12 protein-coding genes are annotated in these 12233 nt (G+C 71.3%); 1 reads left to right on the top strand and 11 read right to left on the bottom strand.

Annotated features, from left to right (window positions below):
- Positions 1-77: 77 nt before the first annotated feature.
- A complete protein-coding gene (locus tag HAV40_RS25755) occupies positions 78-899 on the bottom strand; it encodes a peptidase (protein ID WP_166385571.1) in 822 nt (273 codons plus the stop codon).
- A complete protein-coding gene (locus HAV40_RS25750) occupies positions 899-2176 on the bottom strand; it encodes a VWA domain-containing protein (protein ID WP_166385569.1) in 1278 nt (425 codons plus the stop codon). Before HAV40_RS25750 ends, HAV40_RS25755 begins: the two co-directional genes overlap by 1 nt.
- 268 nt (positions 2177-2444) lie before the next feature.
- On the opposite strand from HAV40_RS25750, the gene HAV40_RS25745 reads away from it, so the two are divergent.
- Positions 2445-3233: a S1 family peptidase gene (locus HAV40_RS25745; RefSeq protein ID WP_239086665.1), complete on the top strand. Its 789-nt coding sequence runs from the start codon at positions 2445-2447 to the stop codon at positions 3231-3233.
- Positions 3234-3787: 554 nt separating this feature from the next.
- Here the strand turns inward: HAV40_RS25745 and HAV40_RS25740 are convergent.
- The 9 genes from HAV40_RS25740 to HAV40_RS25705 form a co-directional block, all read right to left on the bottom strand.
- Positions 3788-4120, bottom strand: a complete 333-nt coding sequence (locus HAV40_RS25740) for an STAS domain-containing protein (protein ID WP_166385567.1) — start codon at positions 4118-4120, stop codon at positions 3788-3790.
- Positions 4121-4537: 417 nt separating this feature from the next.
- The gene (locus tag HAV40_RS25735) at positions 4538-4807 is read right to left on the bottom strand and encodes a GlsB/YeaQ/YmgE family stress response membrane protein (protein ID WP_166385565.1); all 270 of its coding nucleotides are present in this window, start codon (positions 4805-4807) and stop codon (positions 4538-4540) included.
- A gap of 147 nt (positions 4808-4954) precedes the next feature.
- The gene (locus HAV40_RS25730) at positions 4955-6196 is read right to left on the bottom strand and encodes a fibronectin type III domain-containing protein (RefSeq protein WP_166385563.1); all 1242 of its coding nucleotides are present in this window, start codon (positions 6194-6196) and stop codon (positions 4955-4957) included.
- Positions 6197-6412: 216 nt separating this feature from the next.
- Positions 6413-8782: an MMPL family transporter gene (locus HAV40_RS25725; RefSeq protein ID WP_166385561.1), complete on the bottom strand. Its 2370-nt coding sequence runs from the start codon at positions 8780-8782 to the stop codon at positions 6413-6415.
- Positions 8783-9012: 230 nt separating this feature from the next.
- Positions 9013-9135, bottom strand: a complete 123-nt coding sequence (locus HAV40_RS38975) for a hypothetical protein (protein ID WP_275413494.1) — start codon at positions 9133-9135, stop codon at positions 9013-9015.
- A 380-nt stretch (positions 9136-9515) separates the two neighbouring features.
- The gene (locus tag HAV40_RS25720) at positions 9516-10148 is read right to left on the bottom strand and encodes a DUF6518 family protein (RefSeq protein WP_166385559.1); all 633 of its coding nucleotides are present in this window, start codon (positions 10146-10148) and stop codon (positions 9516-9518) included.
- 285 nt (positions 10149-10433) lie between these two features.
- Positions 10434-10913: a cupin domain-containing protein gene (locus HAV40_RS25715; RefSeq protein ID WP_166385557.1), complete on the bottom strand. Its 480-nt coding sequence runs from the start codon at positions 10911-10913 to the stop codon at positions 10434-10436.
- Positions 10910-11773, bottom strand: coding sequence for an isocitrate lyase/PEP mutase family protein (locus HAV40_RS25710; RefSeq protein ID WP_166385555.1), 864 nt, complete (start codon positions 11771-11773; stop codon positions 10910-10912). Before HAV40_RS25710 ends, HAV40_RS25715 begins: the two co-directional genes overlap by 4 nt.
- Positions 11770-12231 carry a carboxymuconolactone decarboxylase family protein gene (locus HAV40_RS25705; RefSeq protein WP_166385553.1) on the bottom strand — a complete coding sequence of 154 codons (462 nt, stop codon included), beginning with the start codon at positions 12229-12231 and terminating at the stop codon, positions 11770-11772. Before HAV40_RS25705 ends, HAV40_RS25710 begins: the two co-directional genes overlap by 4 nt.
- Between the last annotated feature and the right edge of the window lie 2 nt (positions 12232-12233).

Below are 12233 nucleotides of genomic sequence, written 5' to 3'. Positions count from 1 at the left end.
CCCTTCCTCCGCCCGCAGGGGAGGAAGGGGCACTCAGTTCGCCCGCGGCGATGCCAGGTCAGTGAGAACCCGACGACTCACCTGCGGCGACGCCAGGTCAGTGAGAACCCGACGACACCGGCAGCGGCGGCCAGCACACCGCCGACGGTGGTCCAGATCCAGCGGGCGGACAGGTCGGGCAGCCAGTCCAGTGCCTCGGCCGCCTCGCCGGGGTTGGCGCTGGGGCTGGCCGAGGGGTCCTCCGAGCCGGACGCGGCCAGCACCCCGCCGGGCTTGACCTGCGGCACGAGCGGCGCCTTGAGTTCACCGTCGTCCGCGGTCACATCGCCGTGCGCGCCGAGCAGCATGTCGACCTGAACCGGCAGGCCCAGATCCTGCTCGGGCAGGTCGGTGACCGACAGCCGGAGGTAGTACGTGCCGGGCAGCGGGTCGCCGGACCACGGCTCGGCCCACGATCGCACCCGGCGCAGCGTGCAGCCGAGGCTCACCTCGGCGGCCGTGGCGGAGGCGACCGGCGTCTGCACGCCGTCGGTGCAGGCCTGGCGGCGGCGCAGCCCGTCGAAGACGTCCACGGTCCACGTCGACGCGCCGGTCCGCTTCGTGGCAGGCGGCAGTGTGACGGTCAGCGCGATCTCGGTGATCTGCCCCGCGGTGGCATTGAACGACCAGTAGAGGTAGTCACCGGTGGAGGCGGTGACCCGCACCGGCTGACCGACGCTGACCACGGTGGCGGTGAGGAACGAGGTTCCCGACCGGTTGACGGCGGCCGACCCCGGAGACGGACTCGGTGCCGCCACCGCCGCGGCGGCAGGCAGCAGGGCCGCGAATGCCGCGGCGAGCACCCCGGCCGCGAGGCGGTGACGCGTACGGGCAGGTCCCTGACGGTGATGGGTCAGCATTAGTTGGTCCTCCAGGTCGCGATCCACCAGCGGGTCAGCCAGCCGCCGAGCAGGCCGGTGAGCAGGCCGGCGATGGTCAGCACCAGCAGCAGCAGCCAGCCTCGCCCCAGCCCCGGCGCGTCCGGCGCGGGCGAGGTGGCGACGACGTCGATGGTCAGCTCGAACGGCATTCCCGGCGCGTCGCCCGCCGTCGAGCTGGCGAACGAGTTGCTGATCACCAGACAGACGTGGGCCGGGGCGGTGGAATCCGCCGCCGGGTCCGACTCCTCGTCGGGTTCCAGGGCCGACCAGCGCAGGCCGGTGGACAGCACGTCGGTGCGCCCGCTGCCCGCGTCGGTGCCGCGGACGAGCTCCCGGCCGTCGGCGGCGGTGGCCCTCAGCAGTACGCCGTAGTCGGGGTTGACCTGGCGGTCCAGGGCGATGCTCACGGAGGCGCGCAGCTCCTGGTCCTCGCGGACCGGCACCCGATACCAGCGGTGCTCGGAGATCTTCTCCCGATCCGTGTAGACGCCGGGTGCCAGCAGCGGCGCCCCGGCGCACTCCTTGCCGCCCGCCACGATCGCGGGAGGCTTGACGGCGGTGTCCTTCGCCCGGTCGACGAGCTGCTGGATCCGGTCGGTCAGCTCCGCCGGGGTCTGCGCGGAGGCGTACGTCCCACCGGTCGCCGCGGCGATGCAGAGCAACTGCCGCCGCACCGTGTCGTCCGGCGCCAGGCCGAGCGTGTCCACGACCAGGCGGGTGCCCTTGGCGGCCAGCTCACGAGCGACGTCGCAGGGGTCCGGCGGGGCGCAGGTGTCCTCACCATCGGTGATCAGGATGATCCGGCGGCTGGCGTCACCGGTCCCGAGATCCTCAGCCGCGCCACGCAATGCCAGGCCCACGGGGGTGAACCCGGTGGGCCGCAACGCGGCGATGGCGCTCTTGGCGGCGGCCCGGTCCACCGGAGCCACCGGCACGATCTGCTGGGTGTCCTGGCATCCCTTCTTCTTGTCCTTGCCCTGGTAGGTCGCGCCGAGCACGCGGATGCCGAGCTCCGTGCCATCCGGAAGGGCGTCCACCACCTCGTTGAACGCCTGCTGGGCGACGGAGATCCGCGTACGGCCGTCGATGTCGGCGGCGCGCATCGACCCGCTGACGTCGAGGACCAGCTCCACCTTCGGCGGCGCGGCGGGTTCGGCGGGTTCGTTGTCGTCGGCGTGGGCCGCCGTGGGGAGGAGGGTCGACAGTGCGACCAACGGTCCGGTGAGGATGGCGCGTAACCATCTACTGGTGATCACCGCGGTGATCATACTGACGGCGTATGCCCCGCCAGCAGCACCGTCGATGCAAATCGATCATCCTCAAACGACTGTCGAGAAGCGACCCACCGCACCCACGGATGGGCCTCGTCGTGACCGCGGCCGCGAGTGATGGCCTCGGAGATCCAACCCGGAGCGAGATCTTCGGCGTCTATCCATGGTAAACGCGAAGTTTGTCGTTGCCGCTGTCGAGCATGCGATGACAGACAGACGTGGGACCCTCCCGCGCAGAGCAAAGGATGAGTTCTTGGACGTCACACACAAGCACCGCATTCGCCGGGTCGGCATGCTGCTCACGTCGACGATCATCGCGGCAGGCCTCGGGATCTTCCCGGCCAGCCCGGCGCACGCCGTCGCCAACAGCGACATCGTGCCCAACGGCCAGTTCCGGTTCGCCGTCAAACTGACCATGACCGGGATCCCCACGGCCAACGGTGGCCGCCGCAACAGCGCCTGCTCGGGCGCGCTCATCGCACCGCAGTGGATCGTCACCGCGGGACACTGCTTCCGTGACTTCAACGGCGTACGCGTGGAGCGGCCGGTCGCCGACCTGACCACCGCCACCGTCGGGCGGGCGGATCTGACCACCGACATCGGTCACGTCGCCACGATCATCGCCGTACGCCAGTCCCCCACCACCGATCTGGCGCTGGCCAAGCTCAGCTTCCCGATCACCGACATCCGGCCGCTGGCCCTGAACCACCGCAGGCCGCGGGCCGGCGACGTCCTGCGGATCACCGGTTTCGGCTCGCTCACCAGCTCCAACCCCGTGCCGTCGCCGCAGCTGCGGACCGGCCAGGTCACCGTCGTCACGGTGACCGAGCCCAGCGTCGGGGTGACCGCGCTGGCCCCGGCACCCGACACCAGCGCCTGCCCGTACGACTCCGGCGCGCCGTACTTCATGGAGCACGGCGAGGGAAACCCCACCCTGGTGTCGGTCGAGAGCGGCGGACCGTCCTGCCCGCACTCGCTGGAGGAACGGACCTCCCGGGTGGACAACATCGCCCACTGGATCAAGGACATCATCCGGGGCTGACCGGCACCGACCGGCCGCGTAAGCCGAGGAGACCGCGCGGTCTCAGGTCTGGACGCGCGGTCTCCCCGACAAGTCCTCCCGCAGCGGCCGCGTCAGCAGCCGTCGTCGACGTAGCGCTGGAGCAGGGTCATCGCGGGCAGTCAGGTGCCATGCAGTCACGACGCCAGCGGTGTATGCGCAGGTCGTTCGCGCTGATCCGCACCACGCTCAGCCGTGGGCGCATCGGGCCACGCCGCCAGTAACGGTGATCGGCGAAAGCGGCTCGTATCGCCTCGGCTTCAGTCAGCCGGGGCCGGAGGTACTCGTGGGTGGCCGGATGACGCCAGTCCCGGCGCACCGCGTACAGCACCTGGTTGTCGCGCACGGGCAGCCCGAGCTCGCCCCGCCGGATGCCGCCTGACCATAGGCTTCTCACGCCGACCCCACTTCGCCCCGAGACAGACGAGCATCGGCGGCCCATCTTGTTCGAACACCTGTTCGAACAAGATGTTAGCAGTGAGACCGACGTCTACGTCAATGTCCGGACCGACTCGAACAGCGCTGACCCGCCACGGTCACCTTCCGGCGCGTCCGCTCGACACCATTCCCAGCACGCCTGCCACACCGGTGGTCCAGAGCACCCGGCGTACGAATTCCTGCGCGTCGGAGACCACCAGCGGAACGTCGCTGGAGTGCGCGTAGGCGTTGGCGTGGATCAGGTAGCGGATGACGGTCGAATCGATGAACGGCACCCCACCGAGATCCAGGCTCACGCGACGGCAGCCCGGTGCGTCGATCGCCTCGCAGATCCAGCCGAACATGTCCTCAGCGTTGGACGCGTCGAGTTCGCCCGTCACCGATATGACAGTCGATCCATCCACGGTGTTCAGGGTGTGCGTCGCAGGCATCACAACCTCCTCTAGCGGGTCGTTGACACCGGGCACGAGCCGAGCGGCGATCTGCACGGTTTGACAAGGTTCACGGTACGCCACACGGGCGTGGGAAACGGTCACGGCCAGCTGAGCTCTGCCACCGCAGCGACATCGGCCGCATCGCGCCAAGTATGGCACGGACGGCCCGCCCCCAGGCGGGTGGCGGATCGCGCGGGCCGTAACCCGCGCTACGACTCGGGCGAATTCTTGACAGCCCACCGTCGCAGAACATCCGGCCAGGAAGCTGTTTCGACAACCCGTTTGGAAGATGTTCAGACCGGGTATATCCGTTCGTTATCACCCGGCGGGCGTACCCGTCCCGGTTGTTCGAACGCTGACATGGCCCGGGGCCCGAACGTTGAAGTTCGGGCCCCGGGCCACATCGGACGTTGCTCAGACGGTGCTGCGGCCACGGAAGCCGCTCAGCAGCGCGACGCCCAGCGCTGCGAGGCCGATCTGGAAGGCGAGCTCGATCCAGTCGATGCCGTCGGTGACGGCGACGCCCACGGCCTGCGCGATGGCGGTGCCGATCAGGGCGGCGACGATGCCGACGACGATGGTCAGCCAGATTGGCAGGCTCTGGCGGCCGGGCAGCACGAGCCGGCCGAGCGCGCCGATGACCAGACCGACGATGATGGCCGAGATGATTCCGGCGACAGTCATGACCTTCTCCTTGTCTGCGTGAAGTCTTCTGGCATCCATCTGCCCCCTGGCCCCGTCACGCAAACGCGTGTGCCCGAGCGCACATCCGAGTAGCGCCTCCAGTCTCGGCACCGAGCCGTCGCGCCACGGGGTGTTCGGGCAGGCGGGCTATTCCGCCGGTACGGCCGACTCGTCGGCCGGGGAGGCTGTCGCTGTCGGCAGTTGCGACGGGGACGGCGAGGGCTCGCTCGTCGGCGACGGCTCGGGTGGCGACACCGATGACGCGGACGGCGAGGCGGGCGGCGGGACGGCGGTCGTCACCGTGATCTGGTTGCCCGGCACGGACTCCAGCCCCGCGGCGTTACGTGCCACCACCGCGAAGGTGTACGAGGTCCCGGGCGTCAGGCCGGTCACGGTCACACTCGTGTCGCTGGTCCAGCCGATGAACCGGCCGTCGCGCTGGACACGGTAGAAGGCCACGCCACCTGACCCGCCATCGGCAGGGGCTGACCACAGCAGCCAGACGGTGTGCTCATCAGCCGCGACCGCGGTCAGGTGCCGAGGCGGCGACGGGGCCACCGGCGGCGCCGGCGTGGTCCCCGGCGTCGTGACCGCGGGGGCGGGCGGCGTCCAGGTGGGGGTCGGCATCGGGGCCCCGGAGATGACCGGCGACGGTTGCGGGCTCGCGGTCGGCGGCGTGGTCGGCAGCAGGGACGGCTGACCGGCGTCACCGGACACCGCGCCCGACGACAGGTCGGGCAACGGCATGGCGGCTTGCGCGGGCACCGACGGGTCGCCACCCGGTCTGACGAGCAGCAGTACCACGAATACAGTGACCAGCACGGCAGCCGCCACCGCGACGAGGACCCGGCGATCCGGGCCGGTGCGGTTCTGTCCCTGCGGATCCGGGCCCTGGAGTGCTGCGACGTCGCGGACGGCCTCCGGGCTCCCCGCACGCGGTGCGGCCGAGCGCGGCACCACAGCTGACGGCGTACTGGAGACGACGGTGGAAGACTCGTCGGCGGCCAGTGCGGCGGCGGCGGCCGGGTAATCCGGCACCGCGTCGACGGCGTCGCGCGCGGCGAGCCAGTACGCGGTCGCCAGCTCCAGGTAGATCTTCACGGTCTGGGCGGTGCCGAACACCACGACGGTGGGCAGCACCACCCGTTCCCAGGCTGCGGCGGGCAGGTCAGCGCCGTCGCGCAACGCCGACCAGGTATCGGCGAACACCTGCCGGTCCAGCTCCAGCGGCCCGATGCGCCGGTCGTGCTCGACGGCGTCGAACCGGGCCAGCAGCCGCTGGTGCACCGCGTCGACGTCATGTCCCGCCGTCAGGTCAGCCAGCAGCTGGCCCAGTTCGACGACCAGAGCGCGGGCGTGCTTCACCCGCGTGGATTGCGGCTGCGGCACCGCTGCCTCCCCTTGCACATACCGATCAAGCGGAGGGCCTGACTCGTGCCGACTCCCTACCCGACTTCAGCGTGCCTAACCGGCTTCGGGCCGGAAAGTGCCCGCCGTCGCACCGAGCGGCGTGCCCGCCGGGCCGGAGGTGCTCCCGAAACGCACCGGTTCGATGGGGTGATGGCCCGCTGCAGCGGGCCATCACCCCGTGACGTCGGGAAAGCCCTAGTCGGAGGCCGACTCCGACACATCGGCCGCCCGCGCACGCTGAGCAGGCACCGCTTTCTCCGCAGGCGGGGCGGCCACGGGCACGGCAGGATCGTCAGCCGTGCCGATGCCGCTGCCAGGCCCTGCGGGCTCTGGTTCTGGACGGCGTACGTGGACGATCTTGCGCATCCGCTTCATGCCTGCTTCACCACCGACCGCCTCCATGACCGTCAGCAACGCCGGGGCCAGGATGGAGCGGACCACGAACGCGTCGATCAGGATGCCCACGGCCAGGGCGAACGCCAGCTCCCGGAACGGCCGCAGCGGCACGATCGCCAGCAGCCCGAAGCTCACCGCCAGGGTGAACGCCGCCACCCGGATCGCTCGCGCCGACTGCGGCAGGGTCATCGCCAGCGCCTCCCGCAGCGGCCTGCGGCGGGCCTCGTTCCAGGCAGGGCCGATGCCGAAGATGTTGTAGTCCGACCCCAGTGCCACGAGCAGCACGGCAGCCGCGAACGGCACGTAGAACGTCAGCCCGTCGGCGTCCAGATGGTCCTGGAACAGCCAGGTGGTGACCCCGAGCGTCGCGCCGATGGCCAGGACGCTACAGGCCAGCAGCGCCAGCGGCGCCCACAGCGCACGCAGGTAGAGCATGAGGAACAGCAGGTTCGCCGCCAGTGCCGCGAGCGCGATCCGGCCCAGGTCGGACACGGTCTGGTCGACGATGACCTGGGCCACGGCGGTGTCGCCGCCGACGCTGGTCCGTACCCCGTCGAGCTGTGCCGCCTGGAGCAGGCCGGGAAGCTCGTCCTCCAGCCGCGTCAGGGTCTGCACCGCGGTCGCGCCGAGCGGCTCGTCGGCCAGGATGAGCAGGTAACGTGCCGCGCTGCCGTCGGCGGCCTGGAACACCTTGAGGTCGGAGGGCACGAGCTTGTCGCCGGGCCCCATGACCGCGGCGATGCCGGGCCGCTTGGCCAGCGCCTCCTGCAGTCGGGTCAGCTGCTCGGTGCGTCCGGCGACGCCGTCGCCTTCCAGCAGCACCTCGGTGGGTGACAGGATGCCGGCGGAGAAACCGGCTTCGGCCGCGTCGGCGGCCTGCCGGGCCGGATGGTCGGCGGGCAGCGCTTCGACGAACGACACGCCCAGGGCCATGTGCCGGGCGGGCAGGGCAGCCGCGACCAGGCCGCCCGTACACAGCAGCAGCACCGGCAGCGCCACCCAGGGCCGGGTCAGCAGCCGAGCCCAGCGGCCACCGGTGTGCTCCGGGTCGACCTGCCCGTCGTCGTCTCGCGGGCGGCCCGAGCGACCCAGCGCACGGTGGCCGACGATGGCCAGCAGCGCGGGCACGAGCGTGACGGACACGAGCATGCCGATGAGCACGGCCAGGGCCATACCGGGCCCGAAGGCTCTGAACGCGGCCGAGTCCGCCACGATCAGGGCACCGGTGCCCGCCGCGGCGGTGGCGCCGGCGGTGGCGATGATCGGGGTGAACCGGGCTCCGGCCTGGCGCGCGGCTTCGAGGCGGTCCTCACCGGCGGCCAGCCGGGTACGCATTCCCGACAGGTAGAACACGACGTAGTCGGTGACGACGCCGAGCAGCAGCGCGACCAGCAGCGGCTGTGTCTCCTGCGGCACCGGCACCCCGAACCGGCCGGCCAGCTCGCCGCCGACGTGCATGGTGAGCATGATGGCGACCCCGGCGACGGCCAGCGCCAGCAGCGGTGCGATCAGGGACCGGAACGCGAACGCCACGATGATGAACACCGCGGCGATGGTGATCGCCTCCAGCCATGGCAGGTGGGACAGGACGATGTCGCCCTGCTCGACGCGGGCCGGCACCGAGCCGGTCACGCCGACCACGTGGTCGTCGGCGTCGTAGTGTCTGGCCGCGAAGTCCTGGGCGGCCTTGAGCTGGCTGGCGAAGCTGACCTCGGGACTGGTGAACAGCATGGTGATGACGGTGGTGCCGTTCTCCCGCGAGCCGGGCAGCAGCTGCAGGCTGTTGGTCACCGGGATCGCGGCCAGGATCGGCCCGGCGTCGGGCAGCGTGCCGTCGCTGAGCGCCTTGGCGCGTTGCAGCGCTTCGGCCTGCACCGCCGGGGACAGTCCGTTCGGGTCGCGCTGGACGATCGAGACCCGGCTGAGCAGCGGGAAGCCGAACTTGTCGAAGGAGCGGACCTCACTCTGCACCGCGGGGTTGTTCACCGACACGAGCTGGCCGAGGTCGCTGCCGCCCTGCCCGAGCGGCGGCAGGTAGATCATCGCGGCGGCGGTGGCCGCCAGCCACCCGGCGACGATGGGCCAGCGCAGCGCGACCACGATGCGGGCGTACCAATCCAGCACCAGGCTGGGCCGCCACCGGCTGCGCGGCATCTCGTCCTGGGTCATCGACGCGCTCCTGTGCGACACATGGATGGCATGATCATGTTCCTTCCGCCAGCCCGTCCCGGCTGGCTGTCATGGGTCGAACGGCACCCCGGCGGTGCCTGCCGTGCGGTCGGCGCGACGGCCCGTCGCTGGTAGATCGAGTGGTGGTGGCGAGGCGGCACCCCGGCACGATGCCGTACGGCAGAGCCCGCGCCACCGGCCGGGAGGCACGGACTCCGCCGTACGGACGCTCAGTCCGGCCGGCGGCCGCCGGGCGAGGTGACGCCAGGTGCTCCGCTACGGTCCACGCCCGCCTCGGCCACTGCTCCGCCGACGACACCGACGGGTCCGTACGCCACCGCGTGCTTGTTCATGACCGCCGCATACCCGCGCCGCGACGCTTCAGTCGCCGCCACCGGGATGGCTCGCGCACGCCATCCGCCACCGGAGACGTCGTCGGACGCCGGCGCGGTGCACTCCTCAACGACAGCGCAGTCGAGCACGCGCCCTGACAGAGGCGTCATCTCCTGTGCGGTTGCCTGCCCTTTGCGGCGATTGCTTCCCGCCAGGGTGCATACGGCCCTGTATCGCCCAGGTTGTACTCACGACTCGACAGGCCCAAGCTTTACCAAGGAAACGGAACATCGTGGAGATCAGCGCCGACACCCGGGCCAGGGTCCACCGCTGGTCCTGGACGGAACGCCGCCGCCAGGCCGGCATCCGGCTGCACTCGGACACCAGCGCATCGGCACCGTCAGACCGTCGAACCAGCGCGGCCAGTACCGCTCCGCCGAGCGCGAACGGCACATGTCACCACGATGACCGCGGCCGTCGCAGCGACGGCCCATACCAACAGCTTGACCACCCCCGCCGCAGGGCTCTCCGCCGCAGGGGCGTCCACGACCACGCCGAGCGCTGCACCAAGGGGAACGACAAGGGCCGCGAGGGCGCCCACCCAGCCCGGCCGCCGAATCGCGGCTCCCACCGCCCCGAGGGGCAGTCCCAGCACCACGCTCAGGACGAGCCAGAAGAGCAGTGTCCGTACGCCCAGGGTGACATGTTGGAACAGCGTCTCCAGGATCGAGTAGACCAGCGTCGCGCCCAGGAGTGCGATACACCCGCCCAGTGCTCCCACGAGCAGGGCCGACGCGGGTGACCGGAGGCCCTTGCTCACCAGCCAACCAGCGGCCACGGCGACCGCGGCCCATGCCCATCCCGAGTCGAGGATCAGGCTCAGGAACTCTGCCGTCTGTGACCAGCCACTCCGATTCTCGCGGCTCTCATGCACCTCGCCGAGGAAGATCGGCACGTTGTTCACCAGAGCCGCACCGGTGCCCAGCGCCACACCGACGGCCAGAGCGGTCGCCATCCACCGAATCGATCGCATCGACGCACGATAGCGGTTCGACGAAGACCGGCACGCGATGACAAGCATCTAGGTCGCGCTCCCGGTGACGGGATTCCGGCAGCCGGTCGAGGAGGCCGAGCAGCTCGCCGTTCGGAGCGAGCAGCCCTTGTCGTGTCTCAACCGCCTGCTGTTGGACGTGGCCCGGCACGCGACCCGGTGAGCTGGCGGCCGGAGCCGCCAAGGTGGTCGTCGCTGAATCTCCACCGGGACGCGGTCGACGGGTCGTGGCCGCCGAGGGCGTCACCCACGTGCCCTGATCGGGACTCACCCAAGCTTGACCTGGTACTGGTCGTGCCGGGCCCAGAAGTCAATCCACTCGTCCTCGGTGAGGGTGCGCCCTGACGCGCCGATCTCGGCCAGCTCCCGGAAGAACTTTTCCCGGGGCGGCGCGGGCGCGAACAGCACCAGCATCGAGGCGGTCTCGTCGGTGTCGTTGCGGAAACCGTGCGCCACCCCCTCGGGCACATGCAGGAAGTCGCCGCTGCGCGCGGTGATCCACTTGGTGCCGTCGTAGAGGGTCAGCGCTCCGGCAGTGACGTAGAACGACTCCGAGAACGTCTTGTGCAGGTGCGCGTCGGTTCCGCCGGTGCGGGGCGCCGACACCCACTCGAACAGGCCGAACCGGCCCTGGGTGGCCCCGCCCGGTGCGACGAACCGGGCGATGCTGCCCGTGGTCATCGTCACGCCCTCGGCCGCGTCGGCTGGGTGGAACCCGGCGCTCGTGGCGGGCGAGAGGTCTGTCATCGTGATTCTCCTTCGTCGATCGACTCTGTCGATTGCCGGGGCGCCGGCTCGGCGTCCGCGAGATACCCGGCGATGAGCTCGTCGAGGTGGTCGCGGGCGGCGCGGTACAGGTACGGGCCGAAGCTGACGCGGGCGACCCCGAGCGCGGCCAGCCTGCCCGGCTCGGCACCGCCCCGGGCCAGGATGTTGACCGGCGCCTCGGCTGCGGCGACGACCTCTGCGATCGCTGGCAACCGCGACAGCCCGATCGGGTAGACGCAGTCGGCACCGGCCTCGCGGTAACGCCGGGCGCGCCGGATGGTGTCGTCCAGCACCGACACCGCGTCGCCGGCGGAGCGCAGGTGCGTGTCGATCCGGGCGTTGAGGACCAGGTCCAGGCCCCGTTCCCGGGCGGCGGCCCGGACGGCGGCCAGGAAGTCGGCCTGCCGCCCGGCGTCGACGAGCTCACCCGTGCCCGGGTCGGAGTCCTCCAGGTTGCACCCCGCCGCCCCCGTGGCGGCGAGGCGCTCGACCAGTTCGGCGGGGCTCATTTGGTATCCGCGCTCCAGGTCCGCGGTAACGGGGACTCCTACCGCGGCGGCGATCCGGGCGACCGCGTCGAGCATCTGCCCGACCGGGGCCGCCTCGCCGTCGCGGTAGCCGAGGCTGTCGGCGATCGCCGCGCTGCTGGTGGCCACGGCCGGCAGCCCGGCGGCCACCATGGCGTACGCCGAGGAGCAGTCCCATACGTTCGGCAACACCAGCGGCGCGCCGGGCCGGTGCAGGTCGCGCAGCACCGCGGCGTGCCGGTTGACCGTGGCGGCGGGATCCCTGGTCTGCCCGCGCTCGGCGGCGGGAGACCACCGACCGTGCGACGTCACGACAGCGGCCAGGGCCGGGCGGCGGCACCGAGCCGGTTCCAGGCGTTGATGACCGTGATGGTCCACATCAGCTCGGCCAACTCCACCTCGCTGAAGTGCTCGGCAGCCGTGGCGACGACGCCGTCGCCGACCGGCGCCTCGGTGAGGCGGGTCATCGCCTCGGTCAGGGCGAGGGCGGCCCGCTCGCGACCGGTGAAGAACGGCGTCTCGCGCCACACGGGCAGCGCGTACATCCGGCGCGGGTCCTCGCCGCCGGTGACCGCGTCGCGCGAGTGGGTGTCCACGCAGTACGCGCAGCCGTTGAGCTGGGAGGCGCGGGCCCGGACCAGCTCCAGCAGCCCGGCCTCCAGGCTGACCTCGCGGGAGGCGGTGTCGAGGGCGTTCATGGCCTTGTTGATGTGCGGGGCGAGCGTCCCGACGGCGAGGCGGACGGGGATCTCGGTGTACGTGTCGGTCATGA

Source organism: Catellatospora methionotrophica (genome assembly GCF_011297335.1).
Taxonomy (GTDB): Bacteria; Actinomycetota; Actinomycetes; order Mycobacteriales; family Micromonosporaceae; genus Catellatospora; species Catellatospora methionotrophica.
Note: the sequence above shows the minus strand (reverse complement) of the source record. Positions and strands in the feature narration are given on the sequence as shown.

Coding starts and splice junctions, on each gene's coding strand:
- HAV40_RS25755 (WP_166385571.1), bottom strand. CDS start 899: ATGCTGACCCATCACCGTCAGGGACCTGCCCGTACGCGTCACCGCCTC.
- HAV40_RS25740 (WP_166385567.1), bottom strand. CDS start 4,120: ATGCCTGCGACGCACACCCTGAACACCGTGGATGGATCGACTGTCATA.
- HAV40_RS25735 (WP_166385565.1), bottom strand. CDS start 4,807: ATGACTGTCGCCGGAATCATCTCGGCCATCATCGTCGGTCTGGTCATC.
- HAV40_RS25725 (WP_166385561.1), bottom strand. CDS start 8,782: ATGACCCAGGACGAGATGCCGCGCAGCCGGTGGCGGCCCAGCCTGGTG.
- HAV40_RS38975 (WP_275413494.1), bottom strand. CDS start 9,135: ATGAACAAGCACGCGGTGGCGTACGGACCCGTCGGTGTCGTCGGCGGA.
- HAV40_RS25720 (WP_166385559.1), bottom strand. CDS start 10,148: ATGCGATCGATTCGGTGGATGGCGACCGCTCTGGCCGTCGGTGTGGCG.
- HAV40_RS25715 (WP_166385557.1), bottom strand. CDS start 10,913: ATGACAGACCTCTCGCCCGCCACGAGCGCCGGGTTCCACCCAGCCGAC.
- HAV40_RS25705 (WP_166385553.1), bottom strand. CDS start 12,231: ATGACCGACACGTACACCGAGATCCCCGTCCGCCTCGCCGTCGGGACG.